This window comes from Streptomyces sp. AM 2-1-1 (assembly GCF_029167645.1).
In the GTDB taxonomy this organism is placed as follows: Bacteria; Actinomycetota; Actinomycetes; order Streptomycetales; family Streptomycetaceae; genus Streptomyces.
Window position 1 is genome coordinate 4,539,970 of record NZ_CP119147.1, and the last position, 24,259, is coordinate 4,564,228.

Here is a 24,259-nt window from a genome sequence, read left to right on the forward strand (position 1 = left end):
GATGCCGAGTGCGGACATGCTCCATCATCACCGGCATGCTCCTCGCTCATGAAGGCCTCTCACCGACCGTGCACCCCTCCGCCTACGTGGCCCCGACGGCGACGCTCTGCGGGGACGTCCGCGTGGGGGCGGGGTGCCGGGTGCTGTTCGGCGCGGTGCTGACCGCCGAGGGCGGGCCGGTGGAAGTGGGCGAGGGGTGCATCGTGATGGAGAACGCGGTCCTGCGCGGGACGCGCCGCGACCCCCTGCGCCTGGGACGGCAGGTCCTGGTGGGCCCCGGCTCGTACCTGACGGGGTGCGCGGTCGAGGACGAGGTGTTCCTGGCGACCGGCAGCAGGGTCTTCAACGGCGCCCGCGTCGGGGCCCGCTCGGAGGTGCGGATCAACGGCGTGGTGCACCTGCGCACGGTGCTGCCCCCGGACACCACGGTGCCCATCGGCTGGATCGCCGTCGGCGACCCGGCCCGGGTGCTGCCGCCGCAGGACCACGAGGCGATCTGGGCGGTGCAGAGGGAACTCGACTTCCCCGGCCACGTCTTCGGGATCGGGAGACCCGCGGACGGCGGGAGCATCATGCCGGCGGTCTCGGAGCGATTCGGCCGTGCCCTCGGCCGCCACCGCGACGACCGTGCGGTGTGACCGCCACCGCCACCGCGAACGGGCCGGCCGGGTAGGCCCGGCCCGTCACCGCTGCTCCGGGTGCCCCTTCCGCCCTCTCCGGCCCGTACCGGCGACCGCGACCAGGAGGGCGAGTCCGGCCGCGCAGGCGGGAGCGGCGTAACCGGTGGTGGCGCCGGTGTGTTCCACCAGCCATCCGCCGGTGGCCGAGCCGGCGGCGACACCGCCGAGCAGGGCGGTCACCGCGAGGGTCATCCCCTCGTTCAGCCGGCCCGCCGGGGTGAGCCGCTGCACGAGCGTCATACCGGTCACCATGGTCGGCGCGGTGGCCGCACCCGCCACCAGCAGGCAGAGCGCGAGGACCGGGAGCGAGCCGGTGGTGGCGACGGCCAGCAGCGGCAGGCACATCAGCGCGGTCATCGCGGCGAGGCAGAACGCCAGCCGGCCGGAGAGGTTACGGGCCGGGCGCAGCGCCCCGTAGAGCAGGCCGGCCAGACAGGAGCCGGCCGCCTGGAACGCCAGGACCGCGCCCCCCGCGTGGGCGATCGAGACGACCTCCATCGTGCCGAAGACCGCCCCCGTCGCCAGGAAGACGGCGAGCAGCGCGGGCATCCCGGGAGTGCGGAACGGGGAACGCGGCCCGGCGGTACGGGGGGCGGGCGGCGGCTCCGTGGTGCGCTGGGCGGCGAAGATCAGGATGCCGGTCATCATCAGGACCGCGCCGGTGACGGTGCCCGCCTCGGGGAACAGCGACCCGCACAGGGCGGCGGCGAGGACCGGGCCGAGCATGAAGCAGAGCTCGTCCGCGGCCTGCTCGAACGAGTTGGCGGTGTGCAGGGCCGCCGGGTCGTCCCGCAGCAGGTGTGCCCAGCGGGCCCGGGACATCCCGCCGGTGTTGGGGGCGGTGGCCGTGGCGGCGTACGCGACGAAGAGGGTCCAGGCAGGGGCGTCGAGGCGTACGCAGAGGGCGAGGGTGAGGGCGCCGAGCGCGGCGAGCGCGGTGGCGGGCACCGCGATCCGGGCCTGGCCGTACCGGTCGACCAGCCGGGCCGTCAGCGGGGCCACCACCGCGGTCGCGACCAGCCCGGTCGCGGTCACCGCCCCCGCCAGCGCGTACGAACCGCGCGAGCCCGCGATCATCAGCACCGCGCTGACGCTGAACATCCCCATCGGCAGCCGGGCGAGCAGGTTCCCCGCCGTGAAGGCGCGGGCACCGGGGGTGCGCAGCAGTCGCAGGTACGCGGTGCGGGGAGCAGGCCCCCCGGGGGCGGCGGCGGGGGCGGAACCGGAGTTCGGGGCCGGGCCGGGCGGGGGAGCGGGTGTCGCGGGGTCGGCGGCGGGGGCGGCCGGAGCGACAGGGGCGACAGGGGCGGCAGGAGTGGAGGCGGCAGGAGTGGTGGCGGCAGGGGCGGGAGCGGGGTTCGGCACGCTGCCAGCCTCGGCCGCGCGGGCCGGTCCGGTCCAACACCGGACCGGGACCGATTCACTCACCTGTGTTGTAGATTCCCCCGGTGACCGTCCCCGACCTCGATCCCCGGCTGCTGCGCGCCTTCCTCGCCGTCGCCGAGGACCTGCACTTCACCCGCGCCGCCGCCCGCCTCTTCGTGGCCCAGCAGGCGCTGAGCCGGGACATCCGCAGGCTGGAGCGGCTGCTCGGCGCCGCACTGTTCGTGCGTACCACCCGGCAGGTGGTGCTCACCCCGGACGGCGAACGGCTGGAGCCGCACGCCCGCCGGGTGCTCGACGCGCACGCGGCGCTCGGCGCGGCTTTCGCCGACGCGGCGGCTCGGCCCCTCCTCGTCGACCTGAACACGGACGGGATGACCGCCGCCCGAGTCCTGGCGAGGGCGCGCGAGCTCGCCCCGGAGTGCGAGCTGATGGCGCGCTTCGAGTCCGGTCTGACCTGGGCCGCCGGGGAGATCCTCGCGGGACGGCTGGACGTCTCCTTCGGCCGTGCCGCCGGCCTCGACCCGGCGGTCCGCGCGGGGCTGCGGGTACACCCCGTGCGCTACGAGCCGATGGCGGTCCTGCTCCCGTCCGCTCATCCTCTCGCGGCACAAGAGATCGTCGCCCTCGCCGACCTGGCCGGGGAAACCGTCTACGCGGGGGCGGGCAATGCGCGCACCCTGGAGTGGACCGGCCTCGCCGCACTCCTTTTCGACGAGTGGGGCATCGAACTGGCACCGCCCACTCCGCTTGCCGTAGGAGTGGCCGAATTTCGACGGATCATGGCGAAGACCGGACACCCCGTGCTAGGTGTTGTCGGATTTCCTCCGCTTCCCGGCACCGTGCTCCGCCCTCTCGTGCGCCCCGTCCCGCTCTCCCCGCTCCTGCTCGTCCACCGGAAGGGGATGCGGCATCCGGGTCTCGACGCTCTCTGTACGGCTGTTGTTCAACTGCAGTCGTCAGAAGGGTGGATGGTACGGCCACCTGGTTCCTGGCTGCCCGAAGCGGATGCCGTGGCGATGGCGTCCCACGGGTGAGGAACAACCCGAACCGGGGACATCGGCGTCAGCATCGTGCGCTACATTCATCAGTCCGGGCACATGGAAGACCGCCGTGCACGGACGGGGTGGGGACTCGGTCCGACGGCATGAAACCAGTCATTCATGTGTACCGGAAACATTGATGGGGGATGTGCGAGCACCTGTGGAAAATTGGCGAGAAGGCACCCGGACCGGGCACAGCCATGAGCCGCACGACGTGACGATCGAGCTGGACGGGCTGGGGCGTCAGGTGTCCGAGCTGAAGGCCGGGCCCGGCACGGCGGAGGCCGCGGACGGCCCCGTCTTCGTGGACGAGAGCGGACGCCGGAGCAAGAACTTCCGGCGCGCCGGATGGCTGGTGGCCGCCGGGTGTGCCGCCTTCGCCACCGTCCTCGTCGCCTCACTCCTCGGCGGCAGCGCGGCCGCGCCGTGGCTCCCGCTCACCAGCCAGGAGCAGAAGAAGGACGCCGAGAAGTCCGCGGAGGCACCCACCGCCGACCCCTCAGGAGCGAGCGCCGTCCTGGACGTCGACGATCCGGCCGCCACCACCGGTCCCACGCCCAGCGCCAGTGCCACGGGCGCGGCCGCTCCGGGCGCCGCCGACGTGTCGGCGAACACCTCGGCCCGCCCGTCGGCCACCGGCCCCGCCGCGAGCCCTTCCGCCACCGAGGCGGCCGTACCGGCCACGACCGGCGGCGGCGGTACCACTCCGAAGCCGTCCGCGTCGGCCCCGGCCCCGACACAGACCACCGAGGCCCCGGTCACCGACCCCGTCGATCCGCCCGACACGGATCCGGGGACGACGGATCCGACCACCGAGCCGCCGGTGACACCAGAAAGCAGCATCCCGTAAATGACTCAGCCCGCACCGCTGGTCAGGAACCGCCGCAAGGCCAAGGCGAAGCGCAGACTGCCGCTGCGCTACCTGCTGCCGTTCCTGCTCCTCGTGGCCCTGCTCGCGATGCTCGTCCTGCGCGGCTACGTGAACAGTGAGATCGCCGCCGACCACCGCGTCCGTGAACCCGTCGGAACCAGCCACGTCCCCGACCGGATCCTCGAGGGCGGACCCGTCATCGACGCCCGGTCGAAGACCGAACCGGCCACCTCGCTGCGCGTCCCCGACCACCACATCGTGCTCACCTTCGACGACGGCCCGGACCCCGAGTGGACGCCCCGGGTGCTGGACAAGCTGAAGGAGTACGACGCGCATGGCGTCTTCTTCGTGACCGGCACCATGGCCTCCCGCTACCCGGCCCTGGTCCGGCGCATGGTGGACGAGGGACACGAGGTGGGACTGCACACCTTCAACCACCCCGACCTCTCCTACCAGACCAGCAGCCGGATCGACTGGGAGCTCTCCGAGAACCAGCTCGCCCTCGCGGGCGCCGCCGGAGTGCACACTTCCCTCTTCCGTCCCCCGTACTCCTCGTTCGCCGACGCCATGGACGACAAGTCCTGGCCCGTCACCCAGTACATCGGCGGCCGCGGCTACCTCACCGTCGTCAACGACACCGACAGCGAGGACTGGAAGCGCCCCGGCGTCCGGACGATCATCGAGAACGCCACGCCGAAGGGCGGCAAGGGCGCGATCATCCTGATGCACGACTCGGGCGGCGACCGGTCCCAGACGGTGAAGGCGCTCGACACCTTCCTGCCCTCCCTGCAGAAGCAGGGGTACGAGTTCACCAACCTCACCACCGCCCTCGGCTCCCCGAGCGCGCTCACCCCCGTCACCGGGTCCGCGCTCTGGAAGGGCAAGACCTTCGTCACCGCGGTGGGTTTCTCCGAGGACGTCACCGGCGTCATGGTGGCCGGCCTCTCGGTGGTCGGTGTCCTCGTCATCGGCCGCTTCGGCCTGATGCTGCTGCTCTCCTTCGTGCACGCCCGCCGGGTGCGCCGCCGGAACTTCCGGTGGGGCGACGCCCCCGTCACCGGCCGGGTGTCGGTGCTCGTGCCCGCCTACAACGAGCGCAAGTGCATCGAGGCGACCGTCCGTTCCCTCATGGCCAGCGACCATCCGATCGAGATCATCGTCATCGACGACGGCTCGACGGACGGCACCGCCGTCATCGTCGAGGACATGCGGCTCCCGAACGTCCGCGTGGTGCGCCAGCAGAACGCGGGCAAACCCGCCGCGCTCAACAACGGCATCGCGCACGCCCGCTACGACATCGTCGTGATGATGGACGGCGACACCGTCTTCGAGCCGTCCACCGTCCGCGAGCTCGTCCAGCCCTTCGCGAACCCCAAGGTCGGCGCCGTCGCGGGCAACGCCAAGGTCGGCAACCGCGACTCGCTGATCGGCGCCTGGCAGCACATCGAGTACGTGATGGGCTTCAACCTGGACCGCCGGATGTACGACGTCCTGCGCTGCATGCCCACCATCCCCGGTGCGGTCGGCGCCTTCCGCCGCACCGCGCTGGACCGGGTCGGCGGCATGAGCGAGGACACCCTCGCCGAGGACACCGACATCACGATGGCCCTGCACCGCGACGGCTGGGACGTCGTCTACGCGGAGAACGCCCGCGCCTGGACCGAGGCGCCGGAGTCCGTGCAGCAGCTCTGGTCCCAGCGCTACCGCTGGTCCTACGGCACCATGCAGGCCATCTGGAAGCACCGCGGCGCCGTCTTCGACCGCGGCCACTCCGGACGGTTCGGCCGCGTCGGCCTGCCGTTCGTCTCGCTCTTCATGGTCGTCGCCCCGCTGCTCGCCCCGCTCATCGACGTCTTCCTGGTGTACGGGCTGATCTTCGGCCCCACCGGCAAGACCGTCGCCGCATGGTTCGGCGTGCTGCTGGTCCAGGCCGTCTGCGCCGCCTACGCGTTCCGGCTCGACAAGGAACGCATGAGCTACCTGATCTCCCTGCCGCTCCAGCAGATCCTCTACCGGCAGCTCATGTACGTCGTGCTGCTCCAGTCCTGGATCACCGCCCTCACCGGCGGCCGGCTGCGCTGGCAGAAACTGCGCCGCACCGGCGTCCTGGACGCTCCCGGCGCGATGCCGGGAGCACGCGTCGGCACCGACCGGAGGCCCGTCGGATGAGCTGGAACCCGCCCACCCCGCCGAGCGGCGAGGACACCGCGCGGCTGCGGGTCCCCGCCCCCCCGGCGCACCGCCGCGCCCCCCGGACCCACCAGGCGCCCGCACCCGCCGTGCCGTACGCCACCGCGCCCGGCAGCTACCTCGGCGACTTCGGCGACGGGGCCGGGGCGCCGCACCCGGGCCGGCACGCCGGCGGTCCCGCCGTACCGGAGGCGCCGGACGCCGCGGACACCGCACCGGCCGCCGCCAAGCGGCCCGTGCGCGACCGCTACCTCGACGTGCTGCGCTCCATAGCCCTGGTCCGCGTGGTGGTCTACCACCTCTTCGGCTGGGCCTGGCTGACCGTCCTCTTCCCGTCGATGGGCGTGATGTTCACGCTGGCCGGGTCGCTGATGGCCCGCTCGCTGGCCCGTCCCGCCTGGAGCGTCATCCGCAGCCGGGTGCGGCGACTGCTGCCCCCGATGTGGCTCTTCTCCGTCGTCGCCGTGCCCGCCATGTTCTGGCTCGGCTGGAAGCCGGTGAAGGAGGAAGGGCTCTGGTGGTTCGTCCGCCTGGCGAGCTACATCCTGCCGGTGGGCACCCCGCCCTACCCCGAGGAGAGCGGCTCCGAGGGCGGCTGGCTCGAGATCAGCTGGGCCGACCAGGCGGCCGGACCGCTCTGGTACATCCGCGCCTACCTCTGGTTCGTCATCGCCTCCCCGCTGCTGCTCAGGGCGTTCCGCAAGATGCCCTGGGCGACGATGCTCGCCCCGATCGGCCTCACCGCGATCTTCGGCACCGGACTGATCACCATCCCCGGCGCCACCGGCGAGGGCGTCGTGGACTTCACGGTCTTCGGCTCCTGCTGGATCCTCGGCTTCGCCCACCACGACGGAGTGCTGAAGCGCGTCCCGCGCTACCTCGCCGTCTCCTCGGCCGCGATCATCATGGGCTTCGGCCTCTGGTGGGCCTCCGGACACCTCACCGAGGAGGGGTGGAACCTCGACGAGATCCCGCTCGCCCAGGCCACCTGGTCGTTCGGGTTCTGCCTGATCCTGCTCCAGTACGCCCCGTCCTGGGAGAAGCTGCCCGGCCGCCTCGCCCCGTACGACTCTCTCGTCACCCTCGCCAACAACCGTGCCGTGACGATTTACATATGGCACAACCTGCTGCTCATGGCGACGGTGCCGCTGATAGACCAGATGTGGAGGATCGGCTGGGCCGACGAGCACCTCGGCCCCTACTCCGACGGCCTCTACACCGGGCTGAGTCTGATCCTCATCTGGCCCCTGATAGGGCTCGCGATCCTCGCCTTCGGCTGGGTCGAGGACGTCGCGGCGAAACGCCGGCCCCGGCTCTGGCCGTCCGGCAAGCCCGCCCGGCCGACGCCCGTCCCGGCGGCCGCGGGCGGCCACCACCGGCACTGACCGGCCCGTGGCCGCCGCCGCGCCCCATGGCTCCGGGGCGTGACGTTCTGCTCACCGGGCCGGTCCCGGCCCGGTGAGAGCAAGGTTGCGCACCGGTCACCTCACGGCACCGCGCGGAAACGCGCACTCCCTAGCGTCGGGAGCAACACCCCGACCCCCGTGGAGGCGCGTGATGGCTGGCCGTTGGATCGAGCACTGGGACCCGGAGGACGAGACCTTCTGGCAGGAGAAGGGCCGCCCGGTGGCCCGACGGAACCTCTGGTTCTCCGTCCTCTCCGAGCACATCGGGTTCTCCATCTGGTCCCTGTGGTCGGTGATGGTCCTCTTCATGGGACCGGAGTACGGGGTCGACCCGGCCGGGAAGTTCTTCCTGATCTCCACCGCCACCCTGGTGGGGGCGATCGTGCGTGTCCCGTACACCTTCGCCGTGGCCCGCTTCGGCGGCCGCAACTGGACGGTGTTCAGCGCCCTCTCGCTGCTGGTGCCCGCCGTCGCCGCGTTCGTGGTGATGGAGCCCGGCACCTCGTACGGCACCTTTGTGGTGGTCGCCGCGCTCGCCGGCATCGGCGGCGGCAACTTCGCCTCCTCGATGACCAACATCAACGCCTTCTTCCCGCTCCGCGAGAAGGGCTGGGCGCTCGGCCTCAACGCGGGCGGCGGCAACATCGGCGTCCCCGTCGTCCAGCTCATCGGCCTGCTGGTCATCGGCACCGCCGGCGCCACCCACCCCCGGATCGTCCTCGGCGTGTACGTCCCCTTCATCGTGGTCGCCGCGCTCTGCGCCGCCCGGTACATGGACAACCTCGTCCCCGTGAAGAACGACACCGGAGCCGCCAAGCAGGCGGTGCGCGAGGCCCACACCTGGATCATGGCCGTCCTCTACGTCGGCACCTTCGGTTCCTTCATCGGCTACAGCTTCGCCTTCGGCCTGGTCCTCCAGACGGAGTTCGGCCGCACCCCGCTCCAGGCGGCCTCCCTCACCTTCATCGGCCCGCTGCTCGGCTCGCTGATCCGCCCGCTCGGCGGCCGGCTCGCCGACCGGCTCGGCGGCGCCCGCATCACCCTCTGGAACTTCGCCGCGATGGCCGTCGCCACCGGCGTCGTCGTGCACGCCTCCGGAACCGAGTCGCTCCCCCTCTTCCTCGTCGGCTTCATCGCCCTCTTCGTCCTGACCGGTCTGGGCAACGGCTCGACGTTCAAGATGATCCCGGGGATCTTCCACGCCAAGGCGATCAGCAGGGGCCTGCGCGGCGAGGCGGCGGCCGCCGAGGGCCGGCGGCTCTCCGGGGCGGCCATGGGTCTCATCGGCGCGGTGGGCGCGATCGGCGGACTCGCCATCAACCTCGCCTTCCGCCAGTCCTTCCAGACCTCCGGCACCGGAACCGCCGCCTTCTGGTCCTTCCTCGCCTTCTACGCGGTGTGCTTCGCACTCACCTGGGCGGTATACCTTCGTCGTCCGCTGATCAGCCCCGCCAAGGCCCCCGTCGGCTACGCGGAGGTCTGAGGAGGCCCCGGAGAGTCGTACGACGTAACGGGCGGGAAATACGGGGGAACCGAGCCTGTCACGCGGGATTGACAGTCTCGGTCCACCGCACAGCGGCAGCGACCGCGGGAACGAGAGCCGGGTAGATCACGCCATGCAGGAAGACGAAGCGACGCACGGACCCCTCGCGGGCTTCACGGTCGGAGTGACCGCCGCCCGTCGTGCCGAGGAACTCGGCACCCTCCTCCGGCGCCGGGGCGCCCAGGTCCTCCACGCCCCCGCCTTGCGGATCGTGCCGCTCGCCGACGACAGCGAACTGCTCACCGCCACCAAGGCACTGATCGGCCACGCCCCCGACGTCGTCGTCGCCACCACCGCCATCGGCTTCCGCGGCTGGGTGGAGGCGGCCGACGGCTGGGGCATCGGCGACCAGCTGCTGGAACGGCTGCGCGGCGTCGAACTCCTCGCCCGCGGCCCCAAGGTGAAGGGCTCCATCCGGGCGGCCGGCCTCACCGAAGCCTGGTCGCCCGCCTCCGAGTCCATGGCCGAGGTCCTCGAACGGCTCCTCGGCGAGGGCGTGGACGGCCGCCGCGTCGCTCTCCAGCTGCACGGCGAACCGCTCCCCGGGTTCGCCGAAACCCTCCGGGCCGCCGGCGCCGAGGTCATCGACGTACCCGTCTACCGCTGGATGCCCCCGCAGGACATCGCCCCGCTCGACCGGATGCTCGACCTCACCGCAGCCCGCGGCCTCGACGCGATCACCTTCACCAGTGCCCCCGCCGCCGCCTCCTTCCTCGACCGCGCCCAGGCCCGGGGCATGACCCCCGAGGTGATCGGCGCGCTCCACGACGACCTGCTCGTCGCCTGCGTCGGACCGGTCACCGCGCTCCCCCTCCAGGCGCGCGGCATCCCGACCGCCCAGCCCGAACGCTTCCGACTCGGCCCGCTCGTCCAGCTCCTCTGCGCCCAGCTCCCGACCCGCTCCCAGACCCTGCCGGTCGCCGGCCACCGGATCACCGTCCGCGGACACGCCGCGCTCGTCGACGGCGAGCTGCGCCCGGTGCCGCCCGCCGGCATGGCGCTGTTGCACGCGCTGACCCGCCGGCCGGGGTGGGTGGTCTCCCGCGCCGACCTGCTGCGGGCCCTGCCCGGCAGCGGCAGCGACGAGCACGCGGTGGAGACCGCGATGGCCCGGCTGCGCACCGCACTCGGCTCGCCCCGCCTCATCCAGACCGTGGTCAAGCGCGGCTACCGGCTGGCCCTGGACCCGGTGGCGGACAGCAAGTACGGCGACTAGGCCATGCCTCCGGCGTTCCCCCGCGAACGCGAACGCGAACGCGAACGAGGGCGGGGCGGTCGGCGGGGGCGGCCGGTAGCCGTGCGAAGACCGGGGATAGCGTGCCGGAATGAACGACGCCCCCCGCCCCCTCTCCGACGGCAGGTCCCTGCGGCCGGCCGCACCCTCGGACGCCCCGGCGCTCGCGGCGGCGCTGGTGCGCAGCCGTACGTACATGGCTCCCTTCGAGCCGGTGCGCCCCGACTCCTTCTACACGCCCGAGGGACAGGCGGAACGCCTCGCCGGCCACACGGCGGCCGGGGGACTCGCCTGGGTCGCCGTCGACGAGGAGGACCGGGCGGTCGCCTCCTTCACCCTCTCGGGAATCGTGCGCGGCGCGTTCCGCAGCGCGGCCCTCGGGTACTGGGTCGACGTGGAGCAGACCGGCCGGGGCATCGCCACCGCGGCGGTCGGCCGGATCTGCGACCTGGCCCGCGACGACCTCGGGCTGCACCGGGTCGAGGCCGGAACCCTGACGTACAACCTCGCCTCGCAGCGGGTGCTGGTGAAGTGCGGCTTCGAGGAGTTCGGCACGGCCCCCCGGTTCCTCCACATCGACGGTGAGTGGCGTGACCACCGGCTCTTCCAGCGCATCCTGCACGACGACCCGCCCCGCGACTGACCGGAGCCGTCCGGGACTCCGCCGCGCCGCTCCTGTCGTCCGACCGGGTCCCGGTCCGCGATCGGGGTGCCCCGGCTGATGCGCATCGGCCCCCCGTCGCGTACGGTTGACGGCTGCCCAACGCACGTCAGAAAGGGGCCTCGGTGGCCGCGCAGGATGCCGCTGTCGATTCTCTGCGGGACCGGGAAATCGGTGTCGAACAGGATCATCTGGACCGGGTTTACGCCCGCCTCGAAGAGAAGATCGACGAGGCTCAATTCCTCATGCACGACGCCGTCAAGCGAGGTCAGGTCGGCACCCCCGGCGCCCTCGCCGAACGGGACGCCCAGGTCTTCCGGGCAGGCATCCACCTCAACCGGCTGCACAGCGAGTTCGAGGACTTCCTCTTCGGCCGGGTCGACCTGCTCCTCGGCGAGGACGGCGAACGCGGACCGGACGGGGCCTTCACCTCGGTCCAGCCCGCCGAGGGGGCCGTACGCGCCGACGACACGGCGGACATCGCCGAGACCCTGCACATCGGCCGGATCGGCGTGCTGGCCGCCGACTACTCGCCGCTGGTGATCGACTGGCGGGCCCCGGCCGCCGCGCCGTTCTACCGCTCCACGCCCAAGGACCCCGGCCGGGTCGTGCGCCGCCGTGTCATCCGCTCCCGGGGCCGTCGCGTCCTCGGCGTCGAGGACGACCTGATGCGCCCGGAGCTGACGGCGTACCTGGACGGCGAGAAGCTCCCCGTCATCGGCGACGGCGCCCTGATGGCCGCGCTGGGCCAGGCCCGCAGCCACACCATGCGGGACATCGTCTCCTCCATCCAGGCCGAGCAGGACCTGGTCATCCGGGCCCCCGCCGCCTCGGTCACCGAGGTCACCGGCGGACCCGGCACCGGCAAGACCGCCGTCGCCCTGCACCGCGCCGCGTACCTGCTCTACCAGGACCGGCGGCGGTACGCGGGCGGCATCCTGATCGTCTCGCCGACCCCGCTCCTCGTCGCGTACACCGAGGGCGTGCTGCCCTCCCTCGGCGAGGAGGGGCAGGTCGCCATCCGCGCGGTCGGCTCCCTCTCCGACGAGGCGGCCGGCGTCGCCGGCGCCACCACTTACGACGAGCCCGCCGTCGCCCGGATCAAGGGCTCCTCGCGGATGCTCCAGGTGCTCCGCAAGGCCTCCCGCGGCGCCCTCGACCAGCCCGCCCCGCGCAACGCGCCCCGCGAGGACGGCCAGCTCTCCTTCGGCGAGGAGAGCGCGCCCGCCGCCGCGCCGGGCGGCGCGAGACCCGCGACCCCCACCCGCCTGCGCGTCGTCGCCTTCGGCGCCCGGGTAGAGCTGGAGGCCGACGAGCTCCAGCGCATCCGCCACAACGCGCTGGGCGGCTCCGCCCCCGTCAACCTGCTCCGCCCGCGCGCCCGGAAGCTGCTCCTCGACGCGCTCTGGAGCAAGTCGTCCGGCCGCGGCCGCTACACCGACCCCGAGCTCGCCGCCGAGCTCCGCTCCTCCTTCGACGACGACGTCTCCACCGAGACCCCGTTCCTGGAGTTCCTGGACGCCTGGTGGCCGGAGCTCACCCCGCGCGGGGTGCTCGCCGCGATGGCCGACGAGAAGCGGCTGGCCCGCTGGTCCCGCCGCGTCCTCAACCAGGGCGAGGTACGCCGCCTCGCGCGCTCCCTCAAGCGCCTCGGCGCCGACGGCCAGGGCCCTGTCTCCGTGCACGACGTGGCCCTGCTCGACGAACTCCAGGCCCTGCTCGGCGCACCGCCGCGCCCGCGCAGGAAGCGCGAGGCGGACCCGCTCGACCAGCTCTCCGGGCTGGAGGAGCTGATGCCGCAGCGCGAGGAGACCCGGCGCGAGCGGGCCGAACGGCTGGCGGAGGAGCGGACCGAGTACGCGCACGTCATCGTCGACGAGGCGCAGGACCTGACGCCCATGCAGTGGCGGATGGTCGGACGCCGGGGCCGGCACGCCACCTGGACGATCGTCGGCGACCCCGCGCAGTCCTCCTGGTCCGACCCGGAGGAGGCGGCCGCCGCCCGTGACGAGGCGCTGGGCAGCCGCCCCCGGCGCCGCTTCACGCTCACCGTGAACTACCGCAACCCGGCGGAGATCGCCGAGCTGGCGGCGAAGGTGCTGCGGCTGGCCATGCCCGGTACGGAGTCGCCCTCCGCCGTCCGGTCCACCGGCATCGAGCCGCGCTTCACGACCGTGGGCGACCAGGAGCTCTCCGTCCGCGTCCGCGAGGAGGCCCGCCGGCTGCTCGACCGGGTCGACGGCACGGTCGGCGTGGTCGTGGCGATGAACCGCCGCGCCCAGGCCCGCGCGTGGCTGGCCGAGCTGGGGGAGCGCGTGGTCGCGCTCGGCAGCCTGGAGGCCAAGGGGCTGGAGTACGACGCCACGGTGGTCGTCTCCCCGGCCGAGATCGCCGACGAGTCGCCCGCCGGACTCCGGGTCCTGTACGTCGCCCTCACCCGGGCGACACAGCAGCTCACGGTGGTTTCGGCCGCCGCGGACCTGCCGGACGAGAACGGGGTGCCGGACCTGCTGCGGGAGTGACCGGCCGGGCGGCGCACGGGTCCGGGGCCCTGCCGGGGGAGTCCGGCGGCCCCCCGCGACGGGTGGTTCGGGGCACCGGGGCCCTCCTTCGCCGAGAGTCAACCCGCTGCGGGGGAATCACTTCTCCCGGGTGTTTGTTAGCCTGGTGTCGGCACCGGCTCGATCCAAGCCCCCGGGCCCAACCTTCGTCGCTACGAGCGACCTCTTGCCGCGAGGCGAGCATGGCGGGTCGGTGCCGTTCACGTCAGGACAGGCCCGCGCCACCCCAGGGTGGCGCGGGCCTGTTCCGCGTTCCCGGCCGTTTCCCGGGAGCCGCGGGTCCCGCGCTTCCCGCATGCCGGAAGTGATCTTTCGTACTGCGGCAACCATTACCGGCTACTCGTCGGTAGGTGCGACGATCGGGGACGCGTGCGGGGCGTGCCCCGCCGCTCGGCAATGAAGCTCAGGAAAGTGAAGGACAAGGCCATGGCAACGGCGCCCAGCGTCTCGTACTCGATGACGGTCCGGCTGGAGGTGCCCGCGAGCGGCACCGCGGTCTCCCAGCTCACCACGGCCGTGGAGTCCTCCGGCGGCTCGGTGACCGGCCTCGACGTGACCGCCTCCGGCCACGAGAAGCTGCGGATCGACGTCACCATCGCGGCGTCCTCCACCGCCCACGCGGACGAGATCGTGGAGGGCCTGCGCGCCATCGACGGCGTCCTGCTCGGCAAGGTCTCCGACCGTACGTTCCTGATGCACCTCGGCGGCAAGATCGAGATGGCGTCCAAGCACCCCATCCGCAACCGCGACGACCTCTCGATGATCTACACCCCGGGCGTGGCCCGGGTCTGCATGGCGATCGCGGAGAACCCCGAGGACGCCCGCCGCCTGACCATCAAGCGCAACTCCGTCGCGGTCGTCACCGACGGCTCGGCGGTGCTCGGCCTCGGCAACATCGGCCCGATGGCCGCGCTCCCGGTCATGGAGGGCAAGGCCGCCCTCTTCAAGCGCTTCGCCGGCATCGACGCCTGGCCGATCTGCCTGGACACCCAGGACACCGACGCCATCGTCGAGATCGTCAAGGCCATCGCCCCCGGCTTCGCGGGGATCAACCTGGAGGACATCTCCGCGCCGCGCTGCTTCGAGATCGAGGCCCGGCTGCGGGAGGCCCTCGACATCCCCGTCTTCCACGACGACCAGCACGGCACCGCCATCGTCGTGCTCGCCTCCCTCACCAACGCGCTGCGCGTGGTGGGCAAGGCGATCGGGGACGTGCGGGTGGTCATGTCCGGCGCCGGTGCGGCCGGTACGGCGATCCTGAAGCTGCTCATCGCCGCGGGCGTCAAGCACGCCGTCGTCGCCGACATCCACGGCGTGGTGCACGCGGGCCGTGAGGACCTGGTGGCCGCCCAGCCCGGCTCCCCGCTGCGGTGGATCGCCGACAACACCAACCCGGAGGGCGTCACCGGCACCCTCAAGCAGGCCGTGGCCGGCGCCGATGTCTTCATCGGCGTCTCCGCCCCCAACGTCCTGGACGGCGACGACGTGGCCGCCATGGCGGACGGCGCGGTCGTCTTCGCGCTGGCCAACCCGGACCCCGAGGTCGAGCCCGCCGTCGCCCGCCGCACGGCCGCGGTCGTCGCCACGGGCCGCTCCGACTTCCCCAACCAGATCAACAACGTGCTGGTCTTCCCGGGTGTCTTCCGGGGCCTGCTCGACGCCCAGTCGCGCACCGTCAACACGGAGATGATGCTCGCCGCCGCCGGGGCCCTCGCCGACGTCGTCGCCGAGGACGAGCTGAACGCGAACTACATCATCCCCTCGGTCTTCAACGACAAGGTCGCCGGCGCCGTCGCCGGTGCGGTCCGCGCGGCCGCCAAGGCCGCGGGCGTCGCCGAGGCCGCCCCCGCCGGACGGCTCTGACCCCACCCCGCCCGCGGCGCCCGCCCCCGGGCTCCGCGGGGGAACCGCGCGTCCTCGGCGACCCGTGTGCGGCGCGTCGCGCGTCGCCGTGTCCCAAACGCGCCTTTAGGGTGGCGGGCAGCGGGTACACGGCTGAACAGCGCTCAGGGTCCCGCATCCGCTGCGCACCGCTCCAGGAAGTCGACGGAACGTGACCATCGACGGACCGTGAAGCCCTCCGTGTGACACCGGAGGGTTCCGGATTGGCTTTCCCGCCGCAGGTGGGGGCAGGATGCGTAACCGGGCGCGAGGGTCTGACATCAGACCCGGGTCCGGGGACTGTCAGAGGGCCCTGGCAGCATCGGCTTCGATCTCACGCCTCACAGGCAAGAAGAACACGGGAGTACAAACATGAACCGCAGTGAGCTGGTGGCCGCCCTGGCCGACCGCGCCGAGGTGACCCGCAAGGACGCCGACGCCGTGCTGGCCGCGCTCGCCGAGACCGTCGGTGAGATCGTCGCCAAGGGCGACGAGAAGGTCACCATCCCCGGCTTCCTGACCTTCGAGCGCACCCACCGTGCCGCTCGCACCGCTCGCAACCCGCAGACCGGCGACCCGATCAACATCCCGGCCGGCTACAGCGTGAAGGTCTCCGCGGGCTCCAAGCTCAAGGAAGCCGCCAAGGGCAAGTAAGTCCCACAGGCGCATCGGAGGGCGGTCACCCGGACCAGGGTGGCCGCCCTCCGGCATATGCTCCCGGCCTGAACCCCGGGTGGTGTCCGGGCGGCTCCCGGCGGGCCCGTACGGGCCCGCGGCCGCCGTCCCGGTCCCCGAGTCCACCCGGCGGCTCCGGCGCCGCGCAGGGGCCGCCCGGAGCGTTCCCGGGGCCGTTCGCGTGTACGGAGCACCTACGGATGTGCGGCGACGACCGTACGCGAAGAGCCCGCCGCCCCGGCCGCGCGCGGGGCGGGCCGGGGTGACGGGCTCTTCGACACGGAGCCGGTGGCTCTCCGCGGGGTGGGTCAGACCGGCGAACCGCCGGGCAGTTCGACCTTGGCGCCGAGCTTCTCGAGCTTCTCCATGAAGTTCTCGTAGCCCCGGTTGATCAGGTCGATGCCGTGGACCCGCGAGGTGCCCTCGGCCGCCAGCGCCGCGATCAGGTACGAGAAGCCGCCGCGCAGGTCGGGGATGACCAGATCCGCGCCCTGGAGCTTCGTCGGACCGGAGACGACCGCGGAGTGCAGGAAGTTGCGCTGGCCGAAGCGGCAGTCCGAACCGCCCAGGCACTCGCGGTACAGCTGGATGTGCGCGCCCATCTGGTTCAGCGCCGAGGTGAAGCCGAGCCGGGACTCGTACACCGTCTCGTGGACGATGGAGAGGCCGGTCGCCTGCGTCAGCGCCACCACCAGCGGCTGCTGCCAGTCGGTCTGGAAGCCCGGGTGGACGTCCGTCTCCAGCGCGATGGCGTTCAGCGCGCCGCCCGGGTGCCAGAAGCGGATGCCCTCGTCGTCGATCTCGAAGGCCCCGCCGACCCGGCGGAAGGTGTTGAGGAAGGTCATCATCGAACGCTGCTGGGCGCCGCGCACGTAGATGTTGCCCCCGGTCGCCAGCGCCGCCGACGCCCAGGAAGCCGCCTCCAGACGGTCCGGGATCGCCCGGTGGGTGTACCCGTCGAGCCGGTCGACACCGGTGATCCGGATCGTCCGGTCGGTGTCCACGGAGATGATCGCGCCCATCTTCTGCAGCACGCAGATGAGGTCCTCGATCTCCGGCTCCACGGCCGCGTTCGACAGCTCGGTGACGCCCTCCGCGAGCACGGCCGTCAGCAGCACCTGCTCGGTGGAGCCCACCGAGGGGTACGGCAGCCGGATCTTCGTGCCGCGCAGCCGCTGCGGCGCCTCCAGGTACTGCCCGTCCGCCCGCTTCTCGATCGTCGCGCCGAAGCGGCGCAGCACGTCGAAGTGGAAGTCGATGGGCCGGCCGCCGATGTCGCAGCCGCCGAGCCCGGGGATGAAGGCGTGCCCGAGGCGGTGGAGCAGCGGACCGCAGAAGAGGATCGGAATGCGGGACGAGCCCGCGTGGGCGTCGATGTCGGCGACATTGGCGCTCTCGACGTGGGTCGGGTCGAGGACGAGTTCGCCCGGTTCCTCACCCGGACGCACCGTCACGCCGTGCAGCTGCAGCAGACCCCGGACGACCCGCACGTCACGGATGTCGGGAACGTTGCGCAGCCGGCTGGGACCGCTGCCGAGCAGAGCGGCGACCATCGCCTTGGGCACCAGGTTCTTGGCGCCTCGGACGCGGATCTCGCCCTCCAGCGGGGTGCCGCCGTGGACAAGCAGGACATCGTCTGTGCCGGTCATGAATCTCGCGTTCCGGAGTGGTCGGGCAGGGGGCCGAGGAAAAGGGTAATGGCCTCCTACCCCCCGCCCGGCAGGCGATGCGGCGTGTACCGACGCCATATCGCGGTCGCGCCACGCTCCGCGCGCCTCCCCTCGCACAGGGTCACGCTCCCGGGCGGCCCGGGAGCGTGCGCTCCCCCGTGCCCCCGCGCGCCCGGTCCGTGCCGCCCTCCGCGCCCCCGCCGGGCCACTCGGGCCCCGTACGGGACCGGGATGCGGGATCATTCCCCCATGACCGAGGTGTCCTCCCTCACAGGCCGGCTGCTGGTGGCCACACCCGCTCTCGCGGACCCGAACTTCGACCGCGCGGTGGTGCTCCTCCTCGACCACGACGAGGAGGGCTCGCTCGGCGTGATCCTCAACCGGCCCACCCCGGTGGAGGTCGGCGACATCCTCGAAGCCTGGGCGGGCCTCTCGGGCGCGCCCGACGTGGTCTTCCAGGGCGGGCCCGTCTCGCTGGACTCCGCGCTCGGGGTGGCGGTGATCCCCGGCGACGAGGGCCCGCTCGGCTGGCGCCGGGTGCACGGGGCGATCGGCCTGGTCGACCTGGAGACCCCGCCGCAGCTCCTCGCGGCGGCCCTGGGCTCCCTGCGGATCTTCGCCGGGTACGCCGGCTGGGGCCCCGGCCAGCTGGAGACCGAGCTCGCCGAGGGCGCCTGGTACGTGGTCGAGTCGGAGCCCGGCGACGTCGCCTCCCCGCACCCGGAGAAGCTCTGGCGGGCCGTTCTGCGGCGCCAGCGCAGCCAACTGGCCATGATCGCCACCTATCCCGACGACCCTTCGCTGAACTGACCGCCCCGCTCGCCAGTACCCTTGGCGCTCATGAGCACTCTTGAGCCCGAGCGCGGGGCAGGTACGGGGACCCTCGTAGAGCCGACACCGCAGGTGTCGAACGGGGACGGCGACCACGAGCGCTACGCCCATTACGTCCAGAAGGACAAGATCATGGCGAGCGCCCTGGAGGGCACGCCCGTGGTCGCCCTGTGCGGGAAGGTCTGGGTACCGGGGCGCGACCCCAAGAAGTACCCGGTCTGTCCGATGTGCAAGGAGATCTACGAGTCCATGGGCGCCGGCGGCGACAAGGACAAGGGCGGCAAGGACAAGAAGTAGCCCCTCCGCGGGCCCGACCCGAGGTGCCGGCGCGCGTCGGACACCCCCGCGGACCACGGATCCCCGTGCCGCGCCCCGGCGCACGGCGCGGGGATCCGCCGTGTCCGGGCGGGGCGTGGCTCCGGGCAGGCGGCGATGGCGGCCTGCGAGTGGCCGGGGACGTCGATCCCGGGGACGACGCGGATGTGCCGCTCGGCCACCGGTCCCGGCCGGTGCGGGCGGGTACGGGCCGGTGCCGCTGGTCCGGACCAGGGTTCAGTTCGCGGCCGGTGTGCTGAAGGATGCGCCCCATGTACAGGCACACGGACACACCGTCGGAAGCCGCCACGGCCACCGACCCGGCCGGGACCACGACCGCTCCCACCGACACGATCACCGCCCTCGGCCTCGTACCGGCGCCCTCGCGCGCCCGCGCCACCGGGGACGCCGCGTTCGTCCTGGACGACACCACCACCCTCGTCGCGGGACCAGGCACCGGCTCCACCGAACGCTGGCTGCGCGCCACCCTCGGTGCGGCCTTCGGCCTCCCGCTCGCCCCGGGGCGGGAAGGCGGCCCCGGCACCGTCGAACTGCGCACCGACCCCGCCCTGGCACCCGAGGAGTACCGGCTGACGGCCGGCGCGGCGACCGGGGTGCGCCTCACCGGCGGCAGCCCCGCCGGCGTCTTCCGGGGCGCCCAGACCCTCCGTCAGCTCCTCGGCCCCGGAGCCTTCCGCCGCGCCCCCCTCGCCCCCGCTCCCCGGCCCACCGTGCCGGCCGTCGAGATCGAGGACGCTCCGCGCTTCCCGTGGCGCGGCTTCATGCTCGACGTCGCCCGGCACTTCACGCCCAAGGACGACGTGCTGCGCCACCTCGACCTGCTGGCCGCGCACAAGCTCAACGTCTTCCACTTCCACCTCTCCGACGACCAGGGCTGGCGCGTCGAGATCGAGCGCCACCCGCGCCTCACCGCGACCGGTGCCTGGCGGCCCCGCACCAAGTACGGCCACCGCGCCTCCGACCTCTGGGACGAGACCCCGCACGGCGGCTTCTACACCCAGGACGACATCCGCGAGATCGTCGCGTACGCCGCCGAGCGGCACATCCGCGTCGTCCCCGAGATCGACATCCCCGGCCACTCGCAGGCCGCCATCGCCTCCTACCCGGAGCTGGGCAACCGCGACGTCGTCGACACCGCCGCCCTCACCCCCTGGGACAACTGGGGCGTCAGCCCCCACGTGCTGGCCCCCACCGAGACCGTCCTGCGCTTCTACGAGGGGGTGTTCGAGGAGATCCTCGACCTCTTCCCCGCCGAGGTCTCCCCCTTCGTCCACGTCGGCGGCGACGAGTGCCCCAAGGACCAGTGGAAGGCGTCCCCCCTCGCCCAGGCCCGGATCGCGGAGCTGGGCGTCGGCGACGAGGAGGGCCTCCAGTCCTGGTTCATCCGCCACTTCGACCGCTGGCTCACCGCCCGGGGCCGCCGGCTCATCGGATGGGACGAGATCCTGGAGGGCGGTCTCCCCGAGGGCGCGGCCGTCTCCTCCTGGCGCGGCTACGCGGGCGGCATCGCCGCCGCCGAGGCCGGGCACGACGTGGTGATGTGCCCGGTGCAGCAGGTCTACCTCGACTACCGCCAGGACGGCGGCCCCGACGAACCCGTCCCGATCGGGTACGTCCGCACCCTGGAGGACGTCTACCGCTTCGAACCCGTGCCGCCGGGCCTCTCCGAGGAGGCCGCCCGGCACGTCCTCGGCACCCAGGCGAACGCCTGGACCGAGGTCATGCCGGACCGCGCCCGCGTCGACTACCAGGTCTACCCGCGGCTCGCGGCCCTCGCCGAGGTCGCCTGGTCAGCCCTGCCCGCCCCCGCCGCACGCGACTTCGCCGGATTCACCGCCCGCATGGAGCCGCACTACGCCCGGCTCGACGCGCTCGGCGTCGGCTACCGCCCCCCGGGCGGTCCGCTGCCGTGGCAGCGACGCCCCGGAATCGGCGGACACCCCCTCGAAGGCGCACCCCCGGTCGTGTGATTCCGACCGCCCCCGTTTTCGCCCCGGCACGGCGGAGCGCGGGGGCGGTCCGGCCGTACGCACACCTCCGGGGGCCGCTCCGGCGACTTCGTACGGACGGCTCGTGTTGGCCGAAAGTTTGCGGTGCGTCCGGAGCCGCCGGACGGGCCCCGACCGCCCCGCACCGCGTGCCGTCAGGGACGACCGCCTCTCCCCGGCCCCCGGTGCGGGCCGGCGCGACGCGCCGAGGAGTGGCCATTCACACCCCGTACCGAAGTAGTGCGAACCAGGATTTTCGGGCCGATCGGTGACGGATGCAACCTTCGTGGACCCTCGCGCCGGACCAGCCGGAAGATGTGCCAGAGTTGCCACGTCCGGGCCGTGAGCACGTACCGTACGGCGCAACGGGCCGGAGGGCCCGGACACCGGGAAGGGGCAGCTGGGTTGACCACGCACGCACCGCAGGCGACGCAGTCGGTGACCATGCCTGCATCGATCGACGAGGCGGTGGCGGCCCTCGGCGCCATGCCCGCCGCGGTCCCGGTGGCCGGGGGCACCGACCTGATGGCGGCCGTCAACCAAGGCCTGCTGCGCCCCTCGGGCCTCGTCGGACTCGGTCGCATCAGCGAGCTGCGTGGCTGGAACTACCAGGACGGGCACGCCCTCCTCGGCGCCGGTCTCACCCACGCCCGCATGGGCCGCCCCGACTTCGCCGCCCTCATCCCCGCCCTCGCCGCCTCGGCGCGCGCCGCGGGCCCGCCCCAGATCCGCAACGCCGGCACCCTTGGCGGCAACATCGCGGGCGCCGCGCCGACCGGTGACACCCTCCCGGTCCTCGCCGCCCTCGAAGCCGAGCTGGTCATCGCCGGCCCCGAGGGCCGCCGCCGCGAGATGCCGGTCTCGTACCTGCTCGCGGGCCGGGAACTCCTCGAACCCGCCGAGCTGATCGCCTTCGTCCGGGTGCCGCTGCTGCACGCCCCGCAGGTGTTCCTCAAGGCCACCGGCCGCACCGGCCCCGGCCGGGCCGTGGCGTCCGTCGCCATCGTCCTCGACCCGGCCCGCCGCGGCGTGCGGTGCGCCGTCGGCGCCATCGCGCCGATGCCGCTGCGCCCGCTGGAGGCCGAGCAGTGGATCGCCTCGCTGATCGACTGGGACGGCGCGCGGGGCCTGGCTCCCGACGCGCTGGCCGCCTTCGGCGAGTACGTCGCCGCGGCCTGCATCCCCGACCAGGTACCGTCGGCCGAAGGGGAGGCGCCACCACCGCTGCCACCCGCCGTTCTGCACCTGCGGCGCACCGTCGCCGCACTGGCCCGGCGTGCGCTGGGGAGGGCACTGTCGTGAGTAACGAGGAACCCCGCGGCCGCCAAGGCCGGCAGGGGGATTACGAACCGGAGTACGACGCCGAGCCGCAGTACGGCTCCTGGCAGCCGACCCGCCAGAGCGGCGAGTACGACGCCGACGCGACGGCCTTCGTCCACCTGCCGCCGGAGGATCTGGCCGATGTCCCGCTGGCCGCCCCCGGCCACGGCTACGTGCCGCCGATGATCCTGCCGCTGACGCCCGCGGCCGGCCACGACCCGGCGGCCGGCGGCGGCTGGAACGCGCGGCCGCAGCCGGGGCACGACGGGCAGCCCGGCGCGGTGCACTGGCCCGACCCGAACCAGCAGAGCCCGTACCCCTCGTACGAGCAGTCGGCCGGGCACCACACGGAGCAGTGGAACTTCGTCGACGAGCGCGACCGGCCGGACGGGCCCGACGCCCCGGCCCCTTCGGGTTACGGCGCCGACCCCGGGTACGGCACGCGGCCGGCCCACGACGGGTACCCGCCCTACACCGCTCCCCAGGCCTACGAGCCGCCCTACGGGAGTGAGCGGGGCGACCGCGGTACGCACGACGCCCGGGGCTCGCACGACGCCCACGACGCCCGGGACACCCGCGGCACGCAGGAACACCCGGGCGACGGGAACCACACCGGTCACGTCGACCTCACCGGTCACATCGACCTCACCGGTCACGTGGACCTCTCCGGACAGGCCGAACCCGCGGGGCACACCGGCCAGTGGACGATCCCGGTCGCCGACGGGGAACTGCCCGACGAGTCGGGGGAGTTCGCAGCCTCCTCGCCGATCGACCAGTGGTACACCGGTGCCACCCCGCCGGCCACGCTCCCCGGCGGCGCGGCAGCACCCTGGGCTACCCAGGAGTACGCCGAGGCCGAGCCGGAGACCGCGGCCGAGCCGGAGACCCCGCCGGACCGGGAGGCGGACGCCGAACTCCCCCCGGAGCAGCCGGTGGACGCCGGTGACGACTCCGGGTCCGCGACCGCCGACGAGGGCCCCGCACTTCCGCCGGAGGTCCCGGACACCCGGGAAGTGGCGGACGTCCTGGACACGTCGGACACCGCACCCGGCCAGGACGGGCCACCGGCCGAAGCCGCCACCGCCGACGCCGCCGAAGTCGAGGCCGACGCCGAAACCGGGACCGAGGACGCGACCGGGCACGGCGAGGCCGGGGGTGAACTCCCCGACGCCCCGGAGGAGTACGCCGCCGAGGAGTCCGCTCCCAGCACCTTCGCCCCTGAGGAGTCCGCCCCCGAGGACGACGCCGCCGGCGCCCTGCCCGCCGCGGAAGAGCCCGCGCCGCGTGCGAGCGAGCACCCGAGCGTCTCGTACCTCCTGCACGTCAACGGCGTCGACCGCCCGGTCGCCGACGCCTGGATCGGCGAGTCGCTGCTCTACGTCCTGCGGGAGCGGCTCGGCCTCGCCGGCGCCAAGGACGGCTGCTCGCAGGGCGAATGCGGCGCCTGCAACGTCCAGGTGGACGGCCGGCTCGTCGCCTCCTGCCTCGTACCGGCCGCCACCACCGCAGGCAGCGAGGTCCGGACCGTGGAAGGTCTCGCCGTCGACGGCGAACCCTCCGACGTGCAGCGCGCACTCGCCGCCTGCGGGGCCGTCCAGTGCGGCTTCTGCATCCCCGGCATGGCGATGACCGTCCACGACCTGCTGGAGGGCAACCACGCCCCCAGCGAGCTTCAGACGCGCCAGGCCCTGTGCGGCAACCTCTGCCGCTGCTCCGGCTACCGGGGGGTGCTCGACGCCGTACGCGACGTCGTGGCGTCCCGCGCCGCGAGCGCCGAGGCCGCCGCCGTACCGCCCACCGCAGCCCCCGAAGCGACCGAGGCGCGCATCCCGCACCAGGCGCCGCCCGGCGCGGGTGGCGTCCAGGCCCCGCCGCACGAGGGAGACGCGCGGTGAGCCCCGCCGTCTCGCCGCCCTCCCGCCCCGGTCTCCGCGCGTCCACCTCGGCGGACGCGCGCCCGGCACCCCGGCCCCGCCGCGACGCCGC

General features: G+C 73.4%; 18 protein-coding genes. 16 read left to right on the forward strand and 2 right to left on the reverse strand.

Annotated features, from left to right (window positions below; genetic code table 11):
- Nucleotides 1-35 precede the first annotated feature (35 nt).
- A complete protein-coding gene (locus tag PZB77_RS19895; protein ID WP_275493968.1) occupies nt 36-638 on the forward strand; it encodes a gamma carbonic anhydrase family protein in 603 nt (200 codons plus the stop codon).
- Between the two features lie 45 nt (nt 639-683).
- On the opposite strand, the gene PZB77_RS19900 is transcribed toward PZB77_RS19895, so the two are convergent.
- A complete protein-coding gene (locus PZB77_RS19900) occupies nt 684-1,853 on the reverse strand; it encodes an MFS transporter (RefSeq protein WP_275496137.1) in 1,170 nt (389 codons plus the stop codon).
- Between the two features lie 275 nt (nt 1,854-2,128).
- Between PZB77_RS19900 and PZB77_RS19905 the strand changes: the two genes are divergently transcribed.
- The 10 genes from PZB77_RS19905 (at nt 2,129) to PZB77_RS19950 (ending at nt 16,107) form a co-directional block, all read left to right on the forward strand.
- On the forward strand, nt 2,129-3,100 hold the full coding sequence (locus tag PZB77_RS19905) for a LysR family transcriptional regulator (protein WP_275493969.1): 972 nt from the start codon (nt 2,129-2,131) through the stop codon (nt 3,098-3,100).
- Between the two features lie 220 nt (nt 3,101-3,320).
- Nucleotides 3,321-3,956: a hypothetical protein gene (locus tag PZB77_RS19910; RefSeq protein WP_275493970.1), complete on the forward strand. Its 636-nt coding sequence runs from the start codon at nt 3,321-3,323 to the stop codon at nt 3,954-3,956.
- A gap of 63 nt (nt 3,957-4,019) precedes the next feature.
- Nucleotides 4,020-6,146, forward strand: coding sequence for a glycosyltransferase (locus PZB77_RS19915; RefSeq protein WP_275496138.1), 2,127 nt, complete (start codon nt 4,020-4,022; stop codon nt 6,144-6,146).
- Entirely contained in the window at nt 6,143-7,552 is a 1,410-nt protein-coding gene (locus tag PZB77_RS19920; protein ID WP_275493971.1) for an acyltransferase, read from the forward strand. Before PZB77_RS19915 ends, PZB77_RS19920 begins: the two co-directional genes overlap by 4 nt.
- A 172-nt stretch (nt 7,553-7,724) precedes the next feature.
- Nucleotides 7,725-9,056, forward strand: coding sequence for a nitrate/nitrite transporter (locus tag PZB77_RS19925; protein ID WP_275493972.1), 1,332 nt, complete (start codon nt 7,725-7,727; stop codon nt 9,054-9,056).
- A gap of 133 nt (nt 9,057-9,189) precedes the next feature.
- Nucleotides 9,190-10,332, forward strand: a complete 1,143-nt coding sequence (locus PZB77_RS19930) for a uroporphyrinogen-III synthase (RefSeq protein WP_275493973.1) — start codon at nt 9,190-9,192, stop codon at nt 10,330-10,332.
- Nucleotides 10,333-10,441: 109 nt separating this feature from the next.
- Entirely contained in the window at nt 10,442-10,993 is a 552-nt protein-coding gene (locus PZB77_RS19935; protein WP_275493974.1) for a GNAT family protein, read from the forward strand.
- Between the two features lie 143 nt (nt 10,994-11,136).
- Nucleotides 11,137-13,533: a UvrD-helicase domain-containing protein gene (locus PZB77_RS19940; protein WP_275493975.1), complete on the forward strand. Its 2,397-nt coding sequence runs from the start codon at nt 11,137-11,139 to the stop codon at nt 13,531-13,533.
- A gap of 465 nt (nt 13,534-13,998) precedes the next feature.
- Nucleotides 13,999-15,435: an NAD-dependent malic enzyme gene (locus tag PZB77_RS19945; RefSeq protein ID WP_275493976.1), complete on the forward strand. Its 1,437-nt coding sequence runs from the start codon at nt 13,999-14,001 to the stop codon at nt 15,433-15,435.
- Nucleotides 15,436-15,825: 390 nt separating this feature from the next.
- A complete protein-coding gene (locus PZB77_RS19950; protein WP_003968811.1) occupies nt 15,826-16,107 on the forward strand; it encodes an HU family DNA-binding protein in 282 nt (93 codons plus the stop codon).
- Nucleotides 16,108-16,436: 329 nt separating this feature from the next.
- Here PZB77_RS19950 and murA read toward each other — a convergent pair whose 3' ends face one another.
- Nucleotides 16,437-17,777 carry a UDP-N-acetylglucosamine 1-carboxyvinyltransferase gene (gene murA, locus PZB77_RS19955; RefSeq protein WP_275493977.1) on the reverse strand — a complete coding sequence of 447 codons (1,341 nt, stop codon included), beginning with the start codon at nt 17,775-17,777 and terminating at the stop codon, nt 16,437-16,439.
- Nucleotides 17,778-18,047: 270 nt separating this feature from the next.
- On the opposite strand from murA, the gene PZB77_RS19960 reads away from it, so the two are divergent.
- The 5 genes from PZB77_RS19960 (at nt 18,048) to PZB77_RS19980 (ending at nt 24,168) form a co-directional block, all read left to right on the forward strand.
- Nucleotides 18,048-18,608: a YqgE/AlgH family protein gene (locus tag PZB77_RS19960; RefSeq protein ID WP_275493978.1), complete on the forward strand. Its 561-nt coding sequence runs from the start codon at nt 18,048-18,050 to the stop codon at nt 18,606-18,608.
- 30 nt (nt 18,609-18,638) lie between these two features.
- Nucleotides 18,639-18,926: a DUF3039 domain-containing protein gene (locus PZB77_RS19965; protein WP_026250415.1), complete on the forward strand. Its 288-nt coding sequence runs from the start codon at nt 18,639-18,641 to the stop codon at nt 18,924-18,926.
- A 290-nt stretch (nt 18,927-19,216) separates the two neighbouring features.
- Nucleotides 19,217-20,935, forward strand: a complete 1,719-nt coding sequence (locus PZB77_RS19970; RefSeq protein ID WP_275493979.1) for a beta-N-acetylhexosaminidase — start codon at nt 19,217-19,219, stop codon at nt 20,933-20,935.
- A gap of 423 nt (nt 20,936-21,358) precedes the next feature.
- On the forward strand, nt 21,359-22,255 hold the full coding sequence (locus tag PZB77_RS19975) for an FAD binding domain-containing protein (RefSeq protein WP_275493980.1): 897 nt from the start codon (nt 21,359-21,361) through the stop codon (nt 22,253-22,255).
- The gene (locus PZB77_RS19980) at nt 22,252-24,168 is read left to right on the forward strand and encodes a 2Fe-2S iron-sulfur cluster-binding protein (protein ID WP_275493981.1); all 1,917 of its coding nucleotides are present in this window, start codon (nt 22,252-22,254) and stop codon (nt 24,166-24,168) included. The genes PZB77_RS19975 and PZB77_RS19980 overlap by 4 nt, the downstream gene beginning before the upstream one ends.
- The last annotated feature ends 91 nt before the right edge of the window (nt 24,169-24,259 follow it).

Coding starts and splice junctions, on each gene's coding strand:
- PZB77_RS19930 (WP_275493973.1), top strand. CDS start 9,190: ATGCAGGAAGACGAAGCGACGCACGGACCCCTCGCGGGCTTCACGGTC.
- murA (WP_275493977.1), bottom strand. CDS start 17,777: ATGACCGGCACAGACGATGTCCTGCTTGTCCACGGCGGCACCCCGCTG.
- PZB77_RS19945 (WP_275493976.1), top strand. CDS start 13,999: ATGGCAACGGCGCCCAGCGTCTCGTACTCGATGACGGTCCGGCTGGAG.
- PZB77_RS19950 (WP_003968811.1), top strand. CDS start 15,826: ATGAACCGCAGTGAGCTGGTGGCCGCCCTGGCCGACCGCGCCGAGGTG.
- PZB77_RS19920 (WP_275493971.1), top strand. CDS start 6,143: ATGAGCTGGAACCCGCCCACCCCGCCGAGCGGCGAGGACACCGCGCGG.
- PZB77_RS19895 (WP_275493968.1), top strand. CDS start 36: ATGCTCCTCGCTCATGAAGGCCTCTCACCGACCGTGCACCCCTCCGCC.
- PZB77_RS19925 (WP_275493972.1), top strand. CDS start 7,725: ATGGCTGGCCGTTGGATCGAGCACTGGGACCCGGAGGACGAGACCTTC.
- PZB77_RS19970 (WP_275493979.1), top strand. CDS start 19,217: ATGTACAGGCACACGGACACACCGTCGGAAGCCGCCACGGCCACCGAC.
- PZB77_RS19965 (WP_026250415.1), top strand. CDS start 18,639: ATGAGCACTCTTGAGCCCGAGCGCGGGGCAGGTACGGGGACCCTCGTA.
- PZB77_RS19935 (WP_275493974.1), top strand. CDS start 10,442: ATGAACGACGCCCCCCGCCCCCTCTCCGACGGCAGGTCCCTGCGGCCG.
- PZB77_RS19960 (WP_275493978.1), top strand. CDS start 18,048: ATGACCGAGGTGTCCTCCCTCACAGGCCGGCTGCTGGTGGCCACACCC.